This is a genomic window from Pseudarthrobacter defluvii, from assembly GCF_030816725.1.
In the GTDB taxonomy this organism is placed as follows: domain Bacteria; phylum Actinomycetota; class Actinomycetes; order Actinomycetales; family Micrococcaceae; genus Arthrobacter; species Arthrobacter defluvii_A.
Genome location: NZ_JAUSYG010000001.1, coordinates 2,378,771 through 2,399,797, shown reverse-complemented (window position 1 = coordinate 2,399,797; position 21,027 = coordinate 2,378,771). Strand labels below are relative to the sequence as shown.

Genomic DNA, 21,027 nt, shown 5'->3' with positions numbered 1-21,027 from the left:
CCGGACCGAATGGCTTAGCTCCAAGAGAAGAGGCCGTCCAATATCTCATGGGTCGTAAGACTGCCCTTCACAGGTTCTTGTTCAGGACGCTGCTGAGCTTCTTTGAGTAACGGCCTGCAACCTTTATCATCTCCTGTTCAGACTTCCGACTCTGCTTCTTGGCCTTGCGGATATCGCGCTCGATTTTTAGCCTCTCAATCGGTATCTCTGCCCTGACTTTCCGCAACTGAGCAGTACCAGCATCGAAAGACTCCTTCGCCCAAATTGTCCTCAGGTCCACCTGGGGCATCGTATTGCTTTGCGCTTCGCGCTTGATGATCAGCCGGTCAGCGGCACGTCCGATCTTTTCGTTCTTCTGGATCTGGCGCTCGGACTTCCTGAGCAAACGGCGATGGATTGCCTGAAGACGGGAGAATTTCCAGTACTCGAAGTACACCTGGGGGCTGGTCCCATATACAGCAATGAGCAGGAGCCGTGTGGCTGGAGTCCAAAGAATAACGCCCAATGCGGCTACCGATCCGTTGAGCGCGATGTAGGCGGCCCAATCCGCCTGAGGTCTCCCGGACAAGTGGTTAAGGGCAGCCACCTCACTGAAAAGCAAGACCGCGATTGTTAGCGCATGTGCCCATGATGTCACAAGCCGGCGAAACGGGCCCATCTTGTGGAGCTTCACGTACCGCACCTCTACGACGAATGCCAAAGCGATTACGGGTATGACGGTTGCCATGATTTCCCAGAACTTGCTTGAGTCGCCCACTGATCCCCCGAGTAATGCCCTTGCCCCAAGGGCTCTTCATTCCGTCGCCACAACTGTAGTCGGCTTTGGCTAGCCTTGAAGGAGGGGGTATGACCCCTTTGAGCGAGACCCGCTCCCCGGTCGTTGTCAGCGCCCTTTTTCGTGAACGGGTTAAAGGTTCCCTCAGGGCCATCCAGTTGTTCCTGAACCCAAGCCGATGCGGTTGATTCAACAATGCGCGTCTTGAACACGTAAGTCATGTCGTTATGTCCGCCAGCTTCCATGAACCACTGAGCTCATCTGCTCACTCCATGGATTACGACGGACGGAGCACCCATGTACATTGCAGCGGTGGACCCGGGGATCACCCCAAACGCGAGTTTCCCCTTCCTTGAATCACTCAAACAGATCGGCGGCGGCATCCTTGTCGGTGCGTTCATCATCATTGCCATCGTGGCCATTATTGGGGCCGCGATGCTGTTGGCCGGCAAACTGAGCCAGTCCTCGCGTCTTGCCTCCAGCGGGGGAGTGATCCTTCTGTGGACAGGACCGGTGGCCGCCATTCTCGGCGGTATCAACGGCTACATCCTTTGGTCGCAGACCGCCTTTCCCCTCGGGTTTTAGGTCATGCCCGTTGAGTGCGACCTCAATGGATGGTGGCCACCAGGCTGCGGCCTCGTGTCACAAGCGAACGACGACGCCCTCGGTGCAGTTACGGCACTGTTTGCAAACATTCTCCAGAACATGGCGTCCTGGCTTTGGGCCTTCATCACCGGCGCGTTCACGGTGTCGAACGTGGATGAATCCCAGTGGTTGTCTATTCAGGGGCTGACCAGCTGGTGGGTGGTCGTGATGCTGACGCCACTCGTCGTCGTGATGATCCTTCAGATCCTGTCGGGGTTGATAAGCCAGCAACCGAGACGCATCGGAAGGGCGATGATCGGAGGTGCAGTCGCTATTCCCCTTGTTGGCGGGGCCGTATATCTCGTCCGGCAGCTTACGCGGGCGACTGACCTAGCCTCCGCTGCTCTGCTCCAATCCATCGGGTCGGATCCCTACCTGGTGTTCATGAGGCTCTTCGGCTTTGAGCGGGCGCCAGCCGGAAGTGGCCGGGAATGGAACCTGGTCTCGCTTGCTCCTGGAAACACCGGAGGACCGGCGGGCGCGGTCATCGTGACCATGATGGCTGTCGTTGTCGTCTGGATACTGGCATTCATTCTGATGTGCTCGATGGTCTTCCGCTCGTTCGCCCTTGTTGTCCTGGCCGCCGTCGCTCCCGTGGCGCTCATGCTGCTGCCGTGGGATAAGACGAAGTCGTGGGCTCGTCGATGGTGTGAGGTCGTCATCGCTTTGGTCATAGCCAAGCCCCTTGCCGGAACAGTCCTAGCGGTCGCCGTGAAGCTCTTCGCCGATTCGAAGTCCTTCGCCGGACTGGCAGCCGGAACCGTGGGCATGGCCTTGGCTTGCGGTGCGCCGCTAATGTCCTTGCGTCTTGTCAGCTTTGCCGGAGGCGAACTCGCCGCAGCAGCCCAGACTGCCGGAGGTGGCCACATCCTGTCGCGCAGCAGCAGTGTCGCAGCCCGTCAGATCAGTCGGCAGGCGGGCGGCCGCCTCACGCTCGCAAGTCTGGTTAGCCGCTCCGCAATGACAAGGCCCATCAGCTCACGCCCCAGCATCTTCCCGACCCAAGTTTCCGCCCCCACTGTGCCCACTACGGCATTCCCGTCGGGACCCGGCGGAGAGCAGCGAGCCCTAAACGGAGCGTCCCCCACCACACCCCAAGAAGTCCTGCAACCTGCGGACCAGGGGTTCGTGACTGTAATACCACAAAGCCAAGGCGCGGCCCCGCCAACGCCTGCAAGACGGCCCCCTTTGGGGGAGCCCGCACCGCGAGCGCAGCACAGCGGAGCCGCCGCCGGCCAAGCAAGAATGCAACCTCCGAAACCCCAGCCACCAAGAATTGATCCTCCGAAGGGCGGTACCCCTGATGTCTGAAGACGCGCGTGCCCTCGAAGCCGTCAAGTTCCCCAGATATGAACGCCGCGGCTTCTTCCTAGGGCTCAAGTGGTATCAATTGCTGATCGTGAGCGGGGGAGTCGCGGTCGCCGTCGTGGCTGCTGCGAGTCACGGCCCCGCCGGAATGTTTACCTCCGGGCCTGTGTGGCTCGGGCTTGTACTGCTCGGAATCCTGCAGTACTCCCGCATCCCCTATCCGGTCTGGGGGAAACAGATCGCTTTGTTCTTTTGCCGGGCAGCAGCAAATCAGACACGCTTCCTCGCCAAGCCTCAGGCCCCACATCTTGCCGGCCGGCTTGCCCTCCCCGGAGGGCTGGGCAACTTGGAACTCCGGACGACGGCCAACGGCGAATGCTTCATTGTTGACCGCCACGGCAGGGAAGCGATCGCAATCCTGCGCTGCAGCACCAGGTCCTTTGCGTTGTTGGATTCTGACGACAAGGCGTGGGCCGTTCAAGCGTGGTCGCGTGTTCAAGCCGGGATGGCCCAGCGGCAAAGCGTAGCCCGGATCGCAATCCAGGATTACACGGTGCCTTATCCGTCCTCTGCACTGTGGGACTTCTACCGCGACCATGCCCTGCCCGCTGCGAACAGCGACGACACCCTGGGCTGGGGACGGAGCGCCTATGAGGATCTCTTGGGTGCAGCCGGGGCAACCATGAGCCACGAACTCCTCGTCGCGGTCGTGCTGGACACAAGCAAGGCACGACGGCGGATCAAGGAGTCCGGTGGAGGGCTCAACGGTGTTGAACACGTCCTCCGGCTGGAAGTCGAAGCCATGCGCACGTCGTTGGGCACCCACAGCGTGAAGGTCGAAGAATGGATCGACGAGTCGGAGCTGCTGAGAACTATACGAGCAGCATTCGATCCCGCTTCTCTGCCACCAATCAAATCGTCGTTGGCCGCTGTCCCTCTGCTGGAGGATTCAGCCACTGCCGAGACGGATCACCGTCACCTGCAGGGCCCGATGGGCGTCGAGGAACATTGGACCTATTTGCGTACCGACAGCGGGTTCCACCAAACCTTTTGGGTCGCCGAATGGCCGAGACAGAAAGTCTTCCCAGGTTTCCTGCATCCGTTAATTTACGTCGGCGAGTTCCGCCATACCTTCACTGAAGTTGTCCGGGCGGTGCCGACTGCTGAAGCACTGCGGGACATCCGCTCCGCGCAGGAGGCCCACGAAACCCGTCGCCGCATCAATGCGCGCTTCGACAGGCCGCTCACCCGTGAGCAAAAGGCCGAGGAAGAAGAAGTGGCCCAGAGGGAGGAAGAGATCGTCGCCGGCCACGGTGACGTTCGGCCGGCGGCCTACCTGACCGTCACAGCAGCCTCGTTGGAAGACCTGGCGCGGCACCGTCAGGAACTGGAATCTGCTGCCGCGGGGGCGTTCGTGGAACTGCGGCTTCTGTATGGACAGCAATGGGCGGCGTTTGTCGCCGGTGGACTGCCGCTGGGGAGAGGATTGCGGTGAACCCGGCCATGAAGAGCTTCGAGTACCTTCCTTCCGGGAAAAAGGGGAGGGAAAGGAAAGCGCGACGGCGGACGTCACCGTCCCTGGCCACGGGGACGGACTCAGCACTCACCAAGAGACGGTTCGATTTTGAGGCCTTCAGTCTCGGTGGGGACTGGGGCAGCAAGGAGCCGAACTCCCTGCGGGGACCTCACCGGTTGCGTCCTGCCCCGCACCGCGCCTCAACGATGACCTTCGCCGCCGCGTACCCCTTCCTTACTGAGTCAGGTCTTGGTCACGAAGGAACCTACATCGGCACCGACGTCTTTGGGTCCGGGGCCTTCTCGTACGACCCCTGGATCCTTTACGACAAGGGCATCATCAGCGGCCCGTCCATTGTTGTGATCGGCACCGTAGGTACCGGCAAATCGATGTGCGGCAAATCCCTGGTAGCACGGTCCATCACGCTGGGGCGGAAGGCAGCTGTCGCCTCGGATCCCAAAGGCGAGTGGGTCGCCGTCGCAAAAGCTGTAGGTGGAAAGGTCATCAGCGTTGGCCCCGGCCGTCCTGCCAGAGTCAATCCTCTCGACGCCGGACCCCGCCCCAGCGCCCTCACTGAAGCGCAGTGGCAAGCAGTGGTGAGGCAGCGTCGACGGTATCTCCTCGTCGCCTTGGTTTCCCTCATGCGCCAAGGCCTGCCCCTCCGCCCCGTAGAGCACACAGCTTTGGACATCGCCCTCATGGAAACCATGTCTGAGAACTCGAACCCGACATTGCCCATGGTGCTGGACCACCTGCTGAAGCCTTCGAAGGAAATGATCGCGCTTGTCGGCACAGAGGGCGGAACGGCAGTCAGTCATTCCCTGAGGCGGACCGTGTCCGGTGACCTCGAAGGGATGTTCGATGCACCTTCCACCGTCGCTTTCGATGCTGATGCTCCCATGATGGTGATGGACACCTCCGCCCTGATCGGGGCATCAGAGCAGGCGCTTTCGCTGGCCGCCGCCTGCGGCGCCACCTGGCTGGAAGCGGCCATTACGAACCCCGACGGCGGTAAGCGGCTTGTCGTGTACGACGAGGGATGGCGGATGCTCGCCGACCCTTACATGCTGGCGAAGATGAGCGAACAGTGGCGGCTCGCCAGAACGTACGGGATCGCGAACCTGCTGATTATGCACAAGGTGGCCGACCTCAACGAAATCGGAGACAGCACCAGCGGACACCGACAGAAGGCACTGGGTTTGCTGACTGAGGCTGACACCAGGATCATCTACCGCCAAAAGCACGACGCAATGCGGCTGACCAAGGAAGCGCTGGGCCTGACCGAAGCCGAGTGCGAGCATGTTGAGAACCTGCCGAAGGGCGTCGGGCTCTGGAAAGTAGGGAACCGGTCATTCATTGTGGCTAACCGCGTGACCACTGACGAGCTTGCCGTGTTCGGTACTGATGACAGGATGCTGTGAGGAGGCCGGGCAGCCCGCGGGCTGCAAGCGACAACCCGTTGGTCACCGCTGGGCTCATTGGCGCGGCGGCCTACGTGTGCCTCTGCACTGTCGTCCAAGCTGCCGGGCACGTGGTGGTGTCCTGGCGATGTGGCACTTCACCGCCGTCGCCCTTCAACCTGGCGGCCGCCGTCGGACTTTTCGCCAACCGGATGGACTGGATAGTGGCGCCACGCTCCGGCTGTTCAGTAAGCACCGACGCTGTCTGGTGGGTCCTGGCCCCCGCGCTGCTTCTGGTGGGTTCGCTCGCCGTAGGTGCCGTCGTCATATGGCGACGGTGGAAGCAGTCCGGTGGATGGCTGCGGCAGGACATCCTGAACCGCGATGGCGTTGCCCGCCGTGCCGAGATCCTCCACGATTTCGGGGCCAGAGCTGTGCGGAAGCGAGGGAAGTTCACCCGACCCGGACTTGTGAACCCGACTGTGCATGATGTGTCGTGGACGCTGGGCCGCTCCCGCGGCGTCACCGTTCATGTCTCCACGGAGGAGTCGATGGTGATCCAGGGCGCCCCGCGATCCGGTAAGGGCTTGTACGTCGTCATCAACGCCATTCTTGATGCGCCCGGGGCAGTCGTCACGACATCCACGCGTGCGGACAACCTGGTAGTGACGATGAAGGCGAGGGCTACTGGCGGGCGACCCGTGACGGTCTTTGACCCGCAGGGTATGTCGGGGATCCCGTCGTCGCTTCGCTGGTCGCCAGTCCGTGGCTGCGAGGACCCGGATATCGCCACACGGCGAGCGCTGGTCATTACTGCGGATACTGAGATGAAAGGCGAGAACGCTGCCTGGCAGAAGCGCTCGCTGATCGTTCTGCAATGCCTGCTCCACGCTGCAGCTTTGTCTGGGGAAGGAGTGACGGCATTCCGCCGTTGGTCATCCAGCCCTGTCTTGGCGCGGGAAGCTCTCGAGATTCTAGGCCGGCCGGGGGCTGCGCTGGGATGGCAGGCAGACCTGATGGGCATACTGGAGGATGACTCAAGGAACACCTCGAACTCATGGATTGGGGTTTCGGCGGCGGTAGCACCTTTGTCCTCGCCGAAAGTCCTGGCCGCGCTCAATCCGCAGGATGAGTCCGAGGAGTTCGATCCAAAAATGTTCATCCGGGACCGGGGAACGCTTTATCTCATCGGTACCCGCGCCGGCGCCGCTGCCGCGGGGCCCTACTTGTCAGCACTGATCGATGACATCGACAATGCAGCGCGCGAGATGGCCTTTGTGTCACCGGGCGGCCGGCTGGAGCCTCCCCTTTCGCTGATCCTGGACGAGATCGCTAATCTCGCCCCTTGGCCCGGGCTGCCTGTGGCACTGTCCGACGGCGGCGGCATCGGGATCTCAACACTCGTCGTTTTGCAGTCGTTGTCGCAGGCCCGTTCAGGTTGGTCCATTGAAGAGGCGTCGACCATCTGGGACTCGGCGATCATCAAGGTAATTTTCGGGGGCGGGTCCGACGAACAGGATCTGCGCTCCCTTGCAGGGTTGCTGGGTGAACGCAGCCTTACCCTCACCACGAGGTCCTGGTCATCCCAAGGCAGGCAGGACGGCGAGCAAATACGCGAAAGCCCCGTGATCGCTCTGGATGAAATACGGCGGCTGCCCGCGGGAACGGCGCTCATGCTGGGTCGGCGTACTCGACCGATACTTCTGGACCTTCTTGAGTGGCACAAGCGCAAGGACGCAGGGGAGCTGCGCCGGCTGAAAGCCGAGATGGAGCGCGTATTGGCCGACGGACACAGGGAACGCCAGCAGAAGGCGGAAGGGGTGCCGGATGCGCAGCCATGACGAGACGGACGAGTTCGACGTCCAGTCCGCCAATTCCTTTGGGGACGATGAAATCACCGCTCAGCTCTTTCGATCTGCTTTTAGTGGGCCTTCCGCCTCCAAGAGCGTCACCCGCCGTTGGCGGGAGATGACGCCTGAGCAGTCGCAGGAAGTCTGGGGTGTCCTCACCTCTTGGGTGAGATGGCTTGTGGCCACTTACCAACTGACGACGTCGGTCGTTCCCGATTGCTGGTGGCGGCACCCTGAGATTGTGGCTGAGCTGTACGCGCTGCACCGAGCGGAGCTCGCCTCCTACACTCAAGATGACCCGGGCTTCGGTCCGCTCGCCTTTCATGAACGGCTCCCGCACGCCGTCGAACGTCTGAGGATGCACACCCGGACTGCGGGATGCGTCGGGCTGCAGGCGCACAAGGAGCCTGCGCCCCGAATTCTGACTGATGATGATCCCGCCTTTGTTGAGTGGCGCAAGGCTGCTCACCAGCTGATTGCTGACTTCTAAGTCATGTCGCTCTTGTAGTGCTTGGCCATGAACGGGTGTCTGAGCAGCAATGCTGCGGTCCAAGAAGCATGAAGGGTGGCTGTCGTGGCCGCTACACCTGAAGTTCCCCCTACCAACTTGTCTGTCCAGGGCTCCCCGAAAGCCGGTCAAAGCGGCCGCCACATGGCCGCTGAGAAACGCATTGTCTCGTTGATGGAAGGGTTGCACTCCATCTTGGAGGAGGCCGTCGAGTCACCCTCACATTGGCAGGTCTTGCTTGATGCATCGGCCAATTTGTGGCGGTACTCCGGCGGCAACGTTGCACTGCTCATGATGCAGATGGCGCAGAGGGGGACAGATGAGCCGACGCTGGTCGCGGGGTACAAGGAATGGGAACGACACGGCCGCACCGTTCTTCGGGGCGAGCATGCCCTGTGGGTCATTGCACCCCGGACCGCCCGTGTGCAGCAGATGCTCCTGCCCGACGGTACGCGCCAGCGCATTCCTGTGGGCGACAAACCACCCAACGGCGCTATCGACGAGGGGAAGAAGACCCTCATCACCGGTTGGCGCGGCCAGGCAGTCTTCGACGTCTCGCAGACCCAGGGGGAGCCGCTGCTGGTGCCCAGACCGAGTGAAGCCTCGGCCGTCGACGCTCCGCAGCTATGGGATTCATTGGGCCGCGTTGCACGCACGCACGGCTTCTCGATCCAAGTCACCGATGCGCAGTTCGGCCTGACGAACGGTTTTACCGATTTTGCACAACACCAGGTTCAGGTAGGGGGCTGGCTGACTGCGGAGGAGCGCGTCGCCGTGCTGGCACATGAGCTCGGCCATGTCCTGCTGCATGGACCCGACGACAAGGTGGGAAAGCTGTACGGGAGCAGCGTGGAGCATCGCGGGCTTGCCGAAGTCGAAGCCGAGTCTGTGGCGTACACGATCCTTAAGGCTCATGGCATTGACCGGGGTCCCCAATCCGCCAGCTACTTGTCCGGTTGGGCTGACGCGGTGATTGAAGCGGAGCATTCAGTCGCGGCTCGCAGCTCTTCTCCGAGGCAACCCGCCTCGCGGGTCGACATTGCGAAGTCAGTACTAGGCCGTGTCACGGCGGCCACCAAGGACATCCTCGAAGTCACGAATCCTCCGGGTTTTGGCGGGAAGGTTCCGCCCGGTGATGCGTCGCCCCGGCTGCAAGGTCAGGACTCGTTCGCTGGCCCGCAGCATCCGGTCGGGCCTCCTCAGGGATTGGAGATTTCCGGCCCGTAGGGGCGATCGAAGTGTTGGACGGGAGAGCCCCGTCTGCAAATGAAAGGGCAGAAGTTATGAGTACCAAGATCCCGGTCAACATCGCCGGCAACCTTGTCGCGGACCCTGAGCTCACTTACGGCGAGTCAGGGGTTGCGCACACCAAACTGCGCGTGGCCGTGAACCAGCGGATTCAAGGAGCAGACGGGGCCTGGCACGATGGAGATCCGGTCTTCCACAACGTCTCCGCCTTTCGGGCGCTCGCAGAGAATGCCTCGAACTCGCTCAAGAAGGGGGATCCCGTCACGGTATCGGGTGAACTCGAATTCCGCGCATTCGAAAAGGACGGGGAGCGGCGGGAAGCCCGTCGGATTGTTGCTGAAACCATTGGTCCTGACCTTCGGTTCGGCACTGCAGCATACCAGCGCTCTCCCCGGGCCGCAGTAGGCCCGGAAGCTGCGGTAGATGCGGGTGTGCAAGCGGCACCGGAGGCTGCCCAGCCCGCCTACAGCATCTCGACGAAAGGGCCGGTGGCCGTGCCCCCTTTAGGCGGACCAGCTCGGGCTGACATTAGCCTCTGAGCGGGGACCAGCAGGCTCAGGACGCAGCTCTATTGCCTGGTACAGTTCCACAAATTGCGATGGCCTGGTCCTCTGGGGACCAGGCCATCGCCGTGCGCGGGAGCTTCACTACAGCGCGCTGCTGCCCTTCCACTCTCCGGGCTTTACCCGCCTGATGCTCGAGGAATGCGCCCACCCCATGTGGTACTTGCCGGAAGAATCCAGCCATTCGATAAGGCCGTACTTGTGCGTCCATCCAACGGCCTTGCCGTAGATCCCGCCTACATACACAAGCGGACGGCCATACTTCGGGAAATCCCGGAGAGGTGCAGGGTCGTCTATTGGCCGGCTGGCTTCGGCGTCCATGCGAATCATCATTCGCTCGACATCTTCAGGGGAGCCGGACTTGAACATGAAGCCATTTTAGAACATACGTTCGAATACTTTCACCGAAGGTCTCAGTGGTGTCATGGCTGCAGCTGAGCTGGCCGTCCCTCGGCGGGTGCCCAAGCCAAGCAGTCGGCGGCGCTAATGAAGTAAGCATCCGGCCACGGGGCCCCTGGCCTGACTTGTGCCGGGTCGGGGGTGATGAGCAGGATGGATCCTGGCCAGACGGGCTCCGGCAGCGCTTCTATCCAAGCGCGCTGCACATGGTCGAAGCGGTTCCACATGATGGTCACCCATGACCCGGTCGGTTGAGTCGCATCAACGTTCAGCAAAGTCACCTCTGTCGTGGTGCCGCTTGCCAGTTTGAGACTGTTAAAGGCTCTCCAGCGCTCTGCGGCATGTGCCTGCCACTGGCGGGATTGGGAGATGCGTTTCCACCAGAGCAGGCCCAGGAGAAGTGCAGCTGCCAGCCAAATGCCGCCGACAATCGCAGTCACCGAAAGCGGGAGGCTGACGGCCGGGAAAAGTGCCAGGAAGAGAACGATGAGTATCAAGACGCCGGCACTGGTCGATACCAGGGCGACTGTCGCAACTCTGGGTTTCATCACCGGATTTTCGACCATCGTCTTGTCCCTTTATCAGCTTAGAGCTGCCAGCCTGCGCTGGTAAGGACGACCTGCTGTGGAAAGTGCAATTCCCTTGAACTGGTTCCGGGGTGAGGAGGTATTACACGGGAATGGGCGTTGTCGATGGCCTGACTGAGTAGTTCACGCTGGGCAATTTGTTCGCACTCATAGTCGGCCGGAGGCAGGCCCAGGGGCAGGGGAGAGTCCGGCAGCGCCCACCTGTCGCGAAATACGGCAACGTCACGGACCAGCTGCCAGGTTTCGCAGCTGCTGCTCTCTCCGACGGCTTCGAGCAGAGCACGTTTCCACTCAGGGTCCCCTGTCAGAGCTGCAACGTTTACGGTCTCGATCCTCTGGGAGATGCGTGCCTTGACTTGCTCGATCATCTCCGCCAAGTCAGGGCGGCTGGGCGTAAGTTTCTCGGTCATGGGTCCAACAGCCGTCGACGGCATCCCCTTCACGAAGCGACGCAAGCGTGTGCTGAGAACAGCACAGCGGTCGTGGGCGCGGGTGGTGTCGTAGCCGACCTGGGCCAGTATGCGTTCAGCACTCGGGCGGCTGAGGGCTGTGGCCTTTCGCCATGCCGCGACGGCTGCGCCCCACGACGGAGATTGTTCGAATTCCTGGGACGCTCCGGGCGCTTTCTCGTCCATCCACTGTTTTAGGTCTAGCCCTGCAGCGATCTGCGCGAGATAGTCGTATTCTCCGTAGAGCCGCTCGAGGCTGTCAGCCTTCCTGAGTTCGGCGTCGCGTACCTCGTGTGCGGTCCGTTCGGCACCTTCAGCCGCCAGCACCTCGCCAAGGATGCCCTGCCATGAGAGCTGTAGGGATGGATCGACAGCCGGGTGGTCGTCGTCGTCACCTTCGCTGACGTAGGCAAAGTTGCCGGCGCGGCCACGGGTCATGCTCACGTACAGCAGCTCGCGGGTGAGCCGGCCCTGCGTGACGACCGTGTGGCCGGTGTCCACCGTAACGCCTTGGGAACGGTGTGCCGTTGTGGCATAGCCCAGCTCGACAGATGACTCAAGATACGCTCCGGGGAGTATGACACTCGCGCCGGTGTCTCGCCGTCGAGCCAGCAGCGAGGCGTCGCGAAGATAAATCTGTTGGACGTCGAACAGCGTCCCATTGCTCACGAAATTGCCGTCGCTGTCGACTAGCTTTCGGTTATTTCCGCGGGCGATGACCGTGTCACCGGAACCGGCTCGTAGGCCATCGCTGAGAAGCAGTGTGTGCTCGGGATCCACTTCACCATGGGCAACCCGATCCGCCTGCGCCCGTTCATTGAGCAAGCCGACCGTTTCATTGTCGGCGGCGATGAGGATGGATGACTTTCCTGCTCGGGTATCTTCCTGCCACGCGCGGTACGCCTTGTCAGCCATATCCACGTAGCTACCGTGCCGGATCCGCCCATGTCGGGCGTAGTCGGCAATGGCTGAGTACTCACCCCTCCGCAGCTGGAGCGATGATGCACGCTCCCATTCTTCATGGAATCTCCAGACGGTGCTAAGCCGCGTTGCCTTTCCTTCCCGATCCAGCCAGCCAAGGACACCGCCGGCATCGATCGCGTCCAGCTGGCCTGGGTCGCCGACCAAAAGAATCTTTGCATCGGCCTCCCGGGCTTGATGTACCAGGGCGGCAAGCTGGGAAGTGGAAACCATCGAAGCCTCATCAATGATGATCAGCTGGTTTGCCCGGAAACACCACCGCTCCTGGGTGGCGGCGAGATGGGCAGCTTCCTGTGCGAACGCGATGATCCGGCGCTCGCCGACGTGAGACATCTTCAGTTGGGCCTGTATAGCGAAGAAGCGCTCGGCCCTGAAACAGGCTCCTTGCCCCGCCGACTCGTGCAGCCACTTTGTGACATTCTCGGTAGCCATAGCGAGTTCGCGGCCCAGCACATCCGCGCTCGCAGCTGCTGGAGCAAGCCCGACGACGCTTCCGGCGCCGTGCTCTGCCTCCCACGCCGCCTTGACCGCGCTCAACGTCGTGGTCTTTCCCGTGCCGGCGGGCCCAACCATTGCATCCAGCCGGTGGCCGCTGAGGATGATGTCGGCAACTGCGGCTCGCTGGTCGGAGTGAAGCTCCGGCCTCTTCGCGTGCCCAACATGCTCAAGGGAATCCATGACGACGTCGGCAGGCACCACCGGGCCGCCGTCGTCGTTTCTTGCCCCCATGATCGCGTCCTCCCACGCGAGCGTTGACGTGTCGGTGTACAGCCGGGATCCGTGAAAGTCGAAGACGCTGCGTTGCCGGAGCCGGAGGTCCGGGGCTGCGGACGGAGGGAGGCTGTAGCGGTAGTCGTTCAGCGGTACTGACTGTTGTTCCGCCGCGTCGGCGACGGCGCTGATCAGTGCACTCCGGTCCGCAGCCGTGCGGCAGCGGATCTGGGCGCAGACTCGCTCAGCCTCAGCGAGTAGGTTCCAGCGGTTCCAGGTAGAGCGCCTGGCGGCGACGCGTTCACGAGCAAGCGTGGCGACGGAGCTGATCCAATCAGAGGTGAAGTCCGTAAAGGGGAACGGTGAATCCTTGGAGCGTTGTACGGCGGCGGTAACGGCAGCTGGTTGGAATCCTCTGGCTATGGACCGCGCCCGCCATTGGATTGAGAGTTCACGCAGAGGAGTGGCGAGGTCCGCCTTTGGGGTTCGCGTGGCGAGGGTGGCTTGCTGACGAAGCTTGATTATTGTTGCTGCGGTCGGCGGATGGCTGTGATCGGTGGTCCATTCCGCTACGAGGCGGTCTGTTTCCAGATTGATGAGGCGGGAACGATTGGAGAACTCACGGATTAGTTCGTCATCTATTCCGGTCAGTTGTTGGCTGGGGTTACGGGTGTTGGCGGACGGGGACCGGATTTCGGTGGCGCTTCCGAGCGTCCGGTGGAGGGCATCGAACAGGAGTCCGTTGTAGTGTTCGCTTGCAGCGACGGCGGCCTTGTACAGCGTGCGGGAGTCGAGGGTTACCCACGCTCCGTCGGTGACGCGCTGGATCCGGTTGGCGATGACCAAGTGCGTGTGCAGTTGCGGGTCGCCCGTGCGAGATTCCCAGTGGTCGAAGGCAGCGGCTATGGCTCCCATGGTGCCGATATGGGCGACGCCGTTCCGTCCGGCCCGCGTATGGATGACGTTCTCTTCGAGCCATGACAGTGTCGCTGCTACCGCTTCGTGATGGGTTCGCAGGATCTGCTCCTCAATGAGGCGAGGGCTGAGGGCCCAGAGAACCGACACAGATTTTGGCACGCTGAAGGTCAGGTCGAAGCCGACGACGGCGTGACGCACTGTCGGGGGAGCGGTCTTGTTGTCGACGACGGAGGGCTGGTTGTGAGGACGGCCGAGCGGATGCAATGTATCCGGATGCTCGGCTGAGTCGAACACTGCCTTGGCGTCGGTTTCAGTGACCGGCGCCCCGGCCGTGCGATCGATGCCTCTGAGCCCGGCGCCGATCCATCGTCCTTCGGGTGTGCCGGCGTTCATGTAGTAAGTGGTTGCATCAGCGGGAGAAACGGCAAGATCATTCATCATTGTCGTTTTGAAAAGGTAGCGGAGGCCTGACTGTGCCGAGAGCCGCGCGATGGACATCGTCACAGCCGCGGGACTCCTGCCTGCCGGTTCGCAGGATCCCATCCACGTCGGCGAAGGATTTCCAATGTCCTGAGGTCAAGCGCCACTCCCTTTGCCTGGGCAATTGAGACAAGCCACGCCGCGATATGTGCCAGATCCTGGACATTGGTCCTTTGTGCGCGTTTCAGGCGGGCGACTTCTGACTGCAAGAGGTTGTTGCCCCGGAGCTGGTCAGACTTCTCGGCTTCGAGCCTGTCGATTTCGGACGCCTGGGCCCGAAGCTTGGAGGTGAGTATGTCTCGCTGGCGTTGACATGACGTTGTCGTGGATTCCAGTCGACGTTTGATCGCTTGGAGTTGGGCTTTGAGGTGTGGGGCGTTCGTCTTCGGCGCCGGAGCCACTGCTGAACGATGGGTGAGCCGGCGTTTGCGGTCCCGGTGCCGATTGGCGCACCGGGTGGAACAGAATGTTTGACTCTTTCGCGACGGTTCGAACGAGCAATTGCAGTCAGCACAAGTTTTTGTATTCACGTCCGTTCATCAGGGATGGCGTCACTGGCAACATGACTCGCCGTGGCAGCGGCTCACGCCGACGGCCTTGGATGCCAGAGGTGTGAGGGGAAGGACTGCTGCGGTTAGCGGGTTTGAAGTGCCGGGTTGGCACGTGGAGAGGTAGCGCAGGCGGACAGTTGTACCCGCTGATGAGGTTACGCGGCTCTAGGTGCTCGACGGTCATTCGTGATGCACGCCCTATGATGCCGTGTGGGTTCTGCTGCGGCTTTCAAGTTCTCGTTCGGCGGCTTCGACAATGGACCGCTCAAGTGCGCCGAGTCGATTTCCTACGACTGGATTGGCCATCTCGCAATCGCGTATCTCCACCAGGCGCCGATGAAGCTGCGTTTGGGCGTGGCGGCAAAAGAAGAGCATCGGGGTGGCGCGCCGGTTCTGCAACACCAGCTCATGCCGGCCATAAGCAACGTTGTTCCAGATGGGGCCGATCTTGACGAGCATCACCCGCGCACGCAGCCCGAGGATGCCGTGTCTGAGACGGCCAGCCATCCGGGGGAGGAGTAGGCCGAAGCTGACAAGTAGGACAGCAAAGGTTTCGCCTATCCAATACAAGTTGGTCAGGGCAATGGCAGTGGGGCTATCGGCGCCGTCTGCTCCGGTCACAATCCCATACAGCAGACGGTCGAGGAGGACCAGGGCAAACAAGACACAGCCGCCGGCGATAAGAGTGAACGCCGAGCGGAAGACTTTCGCGCCCATGCGGGGGATGTGGCTGCGGCAGGCCCAGGCTATGTCGAGACACACCCACATAATGAATGCAGAGCCCGTCCAGAGGAAGACCGCCATGCCCGGCTGATCGCCATATCTCAGCGGCAAGTTGGGATCCGTCGTATCGACACGGCTGCCGAGAAACCCTGCCGTTACCGCGGTGCACGCCGCGAAGGTGACCCAACGACCCAAGGCGAGTTGCCGCCGTCGTACTCCTGCGTCCGGTACTGCCGCCAGCAACATTGCTGTTCGGAACTGCCAGAACCCAAGGAGGAGAGACAGAAGGGTGACCAGGCCAATGCGGTTGCGGCCGCCGAGGAGGGGATCGCCCCAGTAGTAGACGGCAGGAACGTAGAGCGTGCAAGCGATCGCGGCCAAGATGGTTGCACGGAACACGCTTCCGCGCTCAGGATCCAATGCTGCAGGGAGCCTGAGGATGGTCAACACCCAGAGGGCGGCGGCCGGTACCGCTTCCATCAGCCGAACACGCGCCGAAACGCTGAGGGCTCAGTCGTAGACTCGGTTTCGCTGTTGATTATCCGCGTCGCAAGCTGGTCGGCGAGGGCCTCAGCTGTTACCTCCGCGTCATCGGTGTAGCTGCTGCGACCGAGAGCGCGCACAACATCCACGTCGATGTCGGGGAGGAGTGCGGCGGCGACGTCCCCATGTGTTCTCTGTAGGTCATGTCGCAGGATCATGTGGCTGAATTCGTGCAGGATTATTTGCTGCCGGTGCCAGACGGACTTCACTGGCGCGTGGAGGACGATGTCCCGGTCCGCGCAGACTAGCCAGATACCGCAGAGCTCCGTTCCTGCCAAGCCGGGCAGTTCATCAATTTGTATCTTCCTGCCGCGTTGCGTTTCCAGTTTGTTCTGGATGAACTCCAGGGTGGCGTCGCCCGGCAAACCGAAGGATTTCTCCGCCTTGCGGGCTATCTTTCGCGCGTCACGATAGTTCATGGCTGGCGGTTTGCGGCTGCGGAACGTCGACCGGACCGATCTGACCCAGGGAGTATCCGCCCGGGTACAAGGATGAGCCGGCTTTGCCTGGAGTGAAATGAGGTTTGTGTCCGAGGGGCCGGCGCCGGCGGATGGCATTCCGGATGGCCAGCCCGCGCGTCATAAGGGCTGATGAGACCCAGCTCGGGCGGGGGAGTCCGAGTGCTTCGACAAGGCGCTCGTCGTCAAGCATCACGCTGATGATGTGGCTGGCGAAGGGCCGCAGCGGGCGCGGCAGCCGGCTCTGGAAGACCTGGACTGTCGCGTCCATCAACTGTTGGCCTTCAGCTGATGGAGCGACGTGTGTTGCCTCGTAGCGATCGAAGAACTGCTCGGCTTCAGCGTAGGTAGCGGGAATTTCAACAATATTCATCCGAGCGCCAAGCTCGGTGAAAAAGCTCGAAGCCGCAGCGAGTTCAGCTGACGTTGCCTGTCGCCAGCCATGGTGCTGGGTCCATCTGATGGGCACTACCAGCAGGGTGAGGAGGACGTAGAGGAAGTCATCCTTGCTGCCGGGGACGTTGCGGTGCGCGCGGTTGAGAAGAGCGATCATTTCGCGGCCGCGGTCGCTATCCAGGCCACTCGCGATGAGCTCGTAGATGACGATTGCTGTGTCGTAGGAACGCTTCATAGGCCGCTGTTGTATCTCGCCGTTGGCGTGAAGAGTTGCCGCGATGCTGGGAATGGCGAAGTTTCGATAATAGGAGAGGAAGAGGCCGAGCTCCATGTCTGCTGCCAGGTCGAATAGGACCATATGCCGGAATGTCTCTTCCCAGTCCTCCGGGGCGGCACGCTCCTGACGGCGCTGACTTGCGGCGAGACTTGTGTGGATGATCATCGTCCCCCCATTCTTCCTGCTGCTAGAGAGCGCTCAAAGTTGAGGGTGGCACGGCTCCCCAGCTCGGCGACTGGTTCCATGGTAGGACTGTTGCAATTGCCTGACTAGGGAGACGTAGACGGGTCCACAGGGCTATTTTTAGGTACCGCCGTCAGGGCTTTGATCAGCCCTTTCTCGCCCTGGCGCATCAACAGAGCATGGGCGGCTGTGAAAGCCGGCGCAGCGATCGGTGTCAGCATGTTCATCCAGTGCTCGGTAGGGCGCACACGCCATTCGATGTCCATGCGGGTTGCTTGCCCTCGATCTTCGGGCATGAGCGTTACCCGGCCTGTGCCTTCAAGGTGACCGCCGGCGTCGAACTCTATCTCTCGTGATGCAACCACCCTTGTGGGGTGGATGCTTATGGTGAGCGTGTAGCCCAAAAATGCTTTGAAACTGAGGTGCGCTGTGGTTGCCTTGAGGATGTCTGCTTGGGAGCTGCTCTCGGTTGGCCAACGCTCCAGAGGCGCCGCGAAACTGCAACCCGGCCACCACTGCGGCCAGCTCATGTCGACGTCCGCGATGATGGCCCACACTTGCTCGGCGGGCGCTGGGAGGTACCAATTGGAACTGAGATCGAAGAGACGCGACTCCATGTCGTTATCTTGGCACCTCCGCCAGTGGGCGATGCTCAACTTATCCCCTCGGTTCTGTCAGGTATGAGTTAAAGACCTAGGTGCTGAAACGTGCAAGAACGGGCTTCGCAACCCTATTCTGACGGAGTCGGCGCTGCTTCCTGACGTCCGATTGGGGTGTGCCCCAACGAGGCAGTGATTCCGCAGGCCTTGGGCAAAGGAGCGCCCCGGAGCAGCGCTCTGAAGAGTACTTTTCGGCGCTTTCGAGCGTAACGCCGTATAGGAAACTCTTCGATATACCGGACCGGCTCGCCGCTCCGGTATATCTCAACTGCTGACCGCCCCCTTCTTTTCGTGTACTCGTCTGGGGCCACTGTGTAGAAGAGAAGAACGCCTATGATCCAGAGCCCTTTGGCGTTGATTCCGGCCGGCGCAGTCTCCGAGGCGAGGTGCTCGCTCTCCAGTTCCTCAGGGTCGCGGTCGGGGTTACGGATGCACGCTGCTGCCGGTTTCGGGCAGGGTCAGGTAGACGATGAGGCAGAGGGCGACGATGGCGATTGGCCGTCGTCTGGCGAGTATCACCGGAGGAGTAACTCATCATCGTCCACAGCGCTGCAGCCAGTAAGACTGTGGATGCCGCTAGGCCATCACGATGTTGAAGGCGGCCCCGCGCAATTGTGTGCTTCCGAAACGGGCCACCGCAGGACGGCCATCGATCCTTCCGACCCGTCCACTCCGACTACAAGCCTCCCGCGGTGGTCGAGCAAGCGCGCGGTATCGAGAGTATCCGCCCCTCCCGGATGAGAGGGTGCGCTTTGTTCACTCATGCGATGACATCCAGCTCGAGCACACCGTTCGTAGCACGTAGCACCTGCCTATGGTCCGCGTGATGACCGTGGCCCCCCTTGGTCACGCTGTGAATCACGCAAACATGTGGCTGTCGAAAATTGAACGCGGGTGCTGTGCTGGGTCGGGGTGGGCTATAAGGACGCGAAGGCCGTCAGGGTCACGGCCCTCTAAAAACGTGACACCGCCGGAAGTGTGGGTATCGACATAGCTGCCGGTGCCCTGCAGCGCGCGTTTCAGGCCTTCCAGGCCCTCAGCGCTATCGGTAGCCCACATTAGGAGGTGATGGCCCAACCCGTTGGGGTAGCGTTCAGCTTGCTTGCCGCGTTCAATAATGTATAGCTGGAATCCTTCGGCAGTCAGGAGCAGGGCAGCCTCGGCCGAACGAAGGGTTACCGCACATTTGAACAGGTCCCGGTAAAAGGTCACGGACCGCTCAAGCTCGGATACGTACATAACGGATGATGCAACCTTCGCTGAATTGCCCATTCAGCCATTGTTGACCCGGGAGACGCATATGGCCAACAATAACCGTCAGGTCAGCCCGCAGTTCTCCTCAGGCACGGCGCCCGCCTGCTCCTCAGCAGGCGGGTCAGCGACTTCCGCCACCGGTGGTTGTGCTGTTGCCCATGCGCTCTTTTCCCTCCCCGCCCAGGTTCAATAACTCACTGAGAGGAGGGCGGGGCTCCTGGCGCAGCCTGATGTGTTTTGGCAGTCCACTTACGCTGACTGATGCACCGTCGATGTGAATCGATAACCGGCCGTCACCTGAGAATGGCACGTTGTCAAAATGGAAGCGAGTGTTGTGCGGGGGCAGTGTGGGGGCAAGCCATACCTCGTTCCAGGGAAGCCCCGGGTCGAAACGAAGCAGCGTCCTAATGAGGTGAACCGGTGCTGCCGATGCCCATGCCTGCGGGGAACATGAAGCGGGGTACGGTACTGGTTCAGGATATTTTGACCGGTCCAGGCCACAAAAGAGTTCGGGGAGCCGGCCGTCGAAGTGATCCGCGGCTTCGAGCAAGGAGTATGCCACCTTGCGGGCTTCGTCAACAAAGCCGTGCCGCATCAGGCCCGCAGCTGCGATCGCCGTATCGTGCGGCCATACTGATCCGTTGTGATAGCTGGCAGGGTTGTATGCGCCCATGCTTGATGCCAGCGTCCTGATTCCCCAACCGGTAAACATCTCTGGGGACATCAAGTGTCCGGCTACTTGCCCGGCCTTGTCATCGTCAATGATTCCGGCCCAAAGGCAATGAGCCATGTTTGAGGCGAGTGCGTCAACGGGTTTCTTGTCTTTGTCCAGGGCAATGGCGAAATACCCGCGGTCCGCCAGCCAGAACTGGTCGTTGAAGGCCTGCTTGAGTCTGGACGCTTTGGCCACACAGATGTCCGCGGTCTGCGGGTCCCCGATTGCCGTCGCCAGCAGTGCACGCCCGATGTATGCCGCGTAGGCGTAGCCTTGGACTTCACACAGGGCGATGGGTGGCTCGGCGAGGGTTCCGTCAGCGAAATTTATCCCGTCCACCGAGTCCTTCCAGCCTTGATTTCGCAGACCCTTCTCCGTTTTTCGCTGGTATTCGATGAAACCGTCCCCGTCCCGGTCACCGTACTCCTCCATCCAACGAATCGCTCTGTCCGCTGCCGGGAGAAGCTGACGCATGGCTGCGTCATCGAGTCCCCACCTGCTCAACTCGGCCAGGACGACAACAAAAAGCGGGGTGGCATCAACTGTGCCGTAATAGACCCCGCTGCCCCCCAGTGCCAGTTCCGCCGTGGCGCCGAGACGGACTTCGTGAAGGATCCTCCCGGGCTCTTCCTCGGAGGCTGCCTCTACTTTTGTTCCCTGGTAGTCCGCGAGGGTTAGGAGTGTCCCCTTCGCCAGGGAAGGGTCCAAGAGCAGGGACATGAACGAGGCGAGCAGGCTGTCCCTGCCAAACAAGGCCATAAACCATGGTGCCCCGGCAGCCACCACAGCACGATCAGGATGATCAGGGTTAAAAATGCGAAGAGACCCCAGATCCTCCTGGCTGCGTCTAATGACCTTCTCTACTGCCTCATTTCGTAGATTTGCTGTGGGCATGGACTCTCGCCACTGCATAACGCGGCGGAAGACATC

18 protein-coding genes are annotated in these 21,027 nt (G+C 61.4%); 8 read left to right on the top strand and 10 right to left on the bottom strand.

Translation table 11 applies throughout. From position 1 onward, the window contains the following. Nucleotides 1-67: 67 nt before the first annotated feature. Entirely contained in the window at nucleotides 68-673 is a 606-nt protein-coding gene (locus tag QF031_RS11315) for a hypothetical protein (RefSeq protein ID WP_307427871.1), read from the bottom strand. Nucleotides 674-1,072: 399 nt separating this feature from the next. On the opposite strand from QF031_RS11315, the gene QF031_RS11310 reads away from it, so the two are divergent. The 8 genes from QF031_RS11310 (at nucleotide 1,073) to QF031_RS11275 (ending at nucleotide 9,789) form a co-directional block, all read left to right on the top strand. Further along, nucleotides 1,073-1,360, top strand: a complete 288-nt coding sequence (locus tag QF031_RS11310; RefSeq protein WP_307427869.1) for a hypothetical protein — start codon at nucleotides 1,073-1,075, stop codon at nucleotides 1,358-1,360. Between the two features lie 54 nt (nucleotides 1,361-1,414). Next, a complete protein-coding gene (locus QF031_RS11305; RefSeq protein WP_307427867.1) occupies nucleotides 1,415-2,731 on the top strand; it encodes a type IV secretion system protein in 1,317 nt (438 codons plus the stop codon). Beyond that, a complete protein-coding gene (locus tag QF031_RS11300; RefSeq protein ID WP_307427865.1) occupies nucleotides 2,724-4,223 on the top strand; it encodes an SCO6880 family protein in 1,500 nt (499 codons plus the stop codon). The genes QF031_RS11305 and QF031_RS11300 overlap by 8 nt, the downstream gene beginning before the upstream one ends. Beyond that, entirely contained in the window at nucleotides 4,220-5,665 is a 1,446-nt protein-coding gene (locus tag QF031_RS11295) for an ATP-binding protein (RefSeq protein ID WP_307427863.1), read from the top strand. Before QF031_RS11300 ends, QF031_RS11295 begins: the two co-directional genes overlap by 4 nt. Before the next feature lie 191 nt (nucleotides 5,666-5,856). After that, nucleotides 5,857-7,485 (top strand): type IV secretory system conjugative DNA transfer family protein, encoded by a 1,629-nt coding sequence (locus QF031_RS11290; protein WP_307427861.1) that lies wholly within the window; start codon nucleotides 5,857-5,859, stop codon nucleotides 7,483-7,485. Continuing rightward, nucleotides 7,472-7,984 carry a hypothetical protein gene (locus QF031_RS11285; protein ID WP_307427859.1) on the top strand — a complete coding sequence of 171 codons (513 nt, stop codon included), beginning with the start codon at nucleotides 7,472-7,474 and terminating at the stop codon, nucleotides 7,982-7,984. Before QF031_RS11290 ends, QF031_RS11285 begins: the two co-directional genes overlap by 14 nt. A 162-nt stretch (nucleotides 7,985-8,146) precedes the next feature. Then, complete coding sequence (locus QF031_RS11280; RefSeq protein ID WP_307427857.1) at nucleotides 8,147-9,229, top strand: ArdC-like ssDNA-binding domain-containing protein; 1,083 nt, start codon at nucleotides 8,147-8,149, stop codon at nucleotides 9,227-9,229. Between the two features lie 56 nt (nucleotides 9,230-9,285). Then, nucleotides 9,286-9,789: a single-stranded DNA-binding protein gene (locus QF031_RS11275; protein ID WP_307427855.1), complete on the top strand. Its 504-nt coding sequence runs from the start codon at nucleotides 9,286-9,288 to the stop codon at nucleotides 9,787-9,789. Nucleotides 9,790-9,897: 108 nt separating this feature from the next. Here the strand turns inward: QF031_RS11275 and QF031_RS11270 are convergent, their stop codons facing one another. From QF031_RS11270 to QF031_RS11230, 9 genes are all read right to left on the bottom strand, one after another. After that, complete coding sequence (locus QF031_RS11270; RefSeq protein ID WP_307427853.1) at nucleotides 9,898-10,182, bottom strand: hypothetical protein; 285 nt, start codon at nucleotides 10,180-10,182, stop codon at nucleotides 9,898-9,900. A gap of 53 nt (nucleotides 10,183-10,235) precedes the next feature. Beyond that, complete coding sequence (locus QF031_RS11265; RefSeq protein ID WP_307427851.1) at nucleotides 10,236-10,778, bottom strand: hypothetical protein; 543 nt, start codon at nucleotides 10,776-10,778, stop codon at nucleotides 10,236-10,238. 20 nt (nucleotides 10,779-10,798) lie between these two features. Further along, nucleotides 10,799-14,356 carry a MobF family relaxase gene (gene mobF, locus QF031_RS11260; RefSeq protein ID WP_307433306.1) on the bottom strand — a complete coding sequence of 1,186 codons (3,558 nt, stop codon included), beginning with the start codon at nucleotides 14,354-14,356 and terminating at the stop codon, nucleotides 10,799-10,801. 731 nt (nucleotides 14,357-15,087) lie between these two features. Then, nucleotides 15,088-16,092 carry a hypothetical protein gene (locus QF031_RS11255; protein ID WP_307427849.1) on the bottom strand — a complete coding sequence of 335 codons (1,005 nt, stop codon included), beginning with the start codon at nucleotides 16,090-16,092 and terminating at the stop codon, nucleotides 15,088-15,090. Further along, complete coding sequence (locus QF031_RS11250; RefSeq protein WP_307427848.1) at nucleotides 16,092-16,574, bottom strand: hypothetical protein; 483 nt, start codon at nucleotides 16,572-16,574, stop codon at nucleotides 16,092-16,094. The genes QF031_RS11255 and QF031_RS11250 overlap by 1 nt, the downstream gene beginning before the upstream one ends. Continuing rightward, nucleotides 16,561-17,451, bottom strand: coding sequence for an oxygenase MpaB family protein (locus tag QF031_RS11245; RefSeq protein ID WP_307427846.1), 891 nt, complete (start codon nucleotides 17,449-17,451; stop codon nucleotides 16,561-16,563). The genes QF031_RS11250 and QF031_RS11245 overlap by 14 nt, the downstream gene beginning before the upstream one ends. A 104-nt stretch (nucleotides 17,452-17,555) precedes the next feature. Next, entirely contained in the window at nucleotides 17,556-18,086 is a 531-nt protein-coding gene (locus QF031_RS11240) for an SRPBCC family protein (protein ID WP_307427844.1), read from the bottom strand. A 900-nt stretch (nucleotides 18,087-18,986) separates the two neighbouring features. Then, nucleotides 18,987-19,400 (bottom strand): VOC family protein, encoded by a 414-nt coding sequence (locus tag QF031_RS11235; RefSeq protein WP_307427842.1) that lies wholly within the window; start codon nucleotides 19,398-19,400, stop codon nucleotides 18,987-18,989. Nucleotides 19,401-19,503: 103 nt separating this feature from the next. Continuing rightward, nucleotides 19,504-20,991, bottom strand: coding sequence for an amylo-alpha-1,6-glucosidase (locus tag QF031_RS11230; RefSeq protein WP_307433304.1), 1,488 nt, complete (start codon nucleotides 20,989-20,991; stop codon nucleotides 19,504-19,506). Nucleotides 20,992-21,027 lie beyond the last annotated feature (36 nt).

Excerpts from the sequence above, each read along its gene's own strand:
- QF031_RS11240 (WP_307427844.1), bottom strand. The coding sequence starts at position 18,086 with ATGGAGTCGCGTCTCTTCGATCTCAGTTCCAATTGGTACCTCCCAGCG.
- QF031_RS11270 (WP_307427853.1), bottom strand. The coding sequence starts at position 10,182 with ATGTTCAAGTCCGGCTCCCCTGAAGATGTCGAGCGAATGATGATTCGC.
- QF031_RS11310 (WP_307427869.1), top strand. The coding sequence starts at position 1,073 with ATGTACATTGCAGCGGTGGACCCGGGGATCACCCCAAACGCGAGTTTC.
- QF031_RS11235 (WP_307427842.1), bottom strand. The coding sequence starts at position 19,400 with ATGGGCAATTCAGCGAAGGTTGCATCATCCGTTATGTACGTATCCGAG.
- QF031_RS11245 (WP_307427846.1), bottom strand. The coding sequence starts at position 17,451 with ATGATCATCCACACAAGTCTCGCCGCAAGTCAGCGCCGTCAGGAGCGT.
- QF031_RS11250 (WP_307427848.1), bottom strand. The coding sequence starts at position 16,574 with ATGAACTATCGTGACGCGCGAAAGATAGCCCGCAAGGCGGAGAAATCC.
- mobF (WP_307433306.1), bottom strand. The coding sequence starts at position 14,356 with ATGTCCATCGCGCGGCTCTCGGCACAGTCAGGCCTCCGCTACCTTTTC.
- QF031_RS11280 (WP_307427857.1), top strand. The coding sequence starts at position 8,147 with ATGGCCGCTGAGAAACGCATTGTCTCGTTGATGGAAGGGTTGCACTCC.
- QF031_RS11275 (WP_307427855.1), top strand. The coding sequence starts at position 9,286 with ATGAGTACCAAGATCCCGGTCAACATCGCCGGCAACCTTGTCGCGGAC.
- QF031_RS11300 (WP_307427865.1), top strand. The coding sequence starts at position 2,724 with ATGTCTGAAGACGCGCGTGCCCTCGAAGCCGTCAAGTTCCCCAGATAT.
- QF031_RS11265 (WP_307427851.1), bottom strand. The coding sequence starts at position 10,778 with ATGGTCGAAAATCCGGTGATGAAACCCAGAGTTGCGACAGTCGCCCTG.
- QF031_RS11255 (WP_307427849.1), bottom strand. The coding sequence starts at position 16,092 with ATGGAAGCGGTACCGGCCGCCGCCCTCTGGGTGTTGACCATCCTCAGG.
- QF031_RS11290 (WP_307427861.1), top strand. The coding sequence starts at position 5,857 with ATGGACTGGATAGTGGCGCCACGCTCCGGCTGTTCAGTAAGCACCGAC.
- QF031_RS11285 (WP_307427859.1), top strand. The coding sequence starts at position 7,472 with ATGCGCAGCCATGACGAGACGGACGAGTTCGACGTCCAGTCCGCCAAT.
- QF031_RS11230 (WP_307433304.1), bottom strand. The coding sequence starts at position 20,991 with ATGCCCACAGCAAATCTACGAAATGAGGCAGTAGAGAAGGTCATTAGA.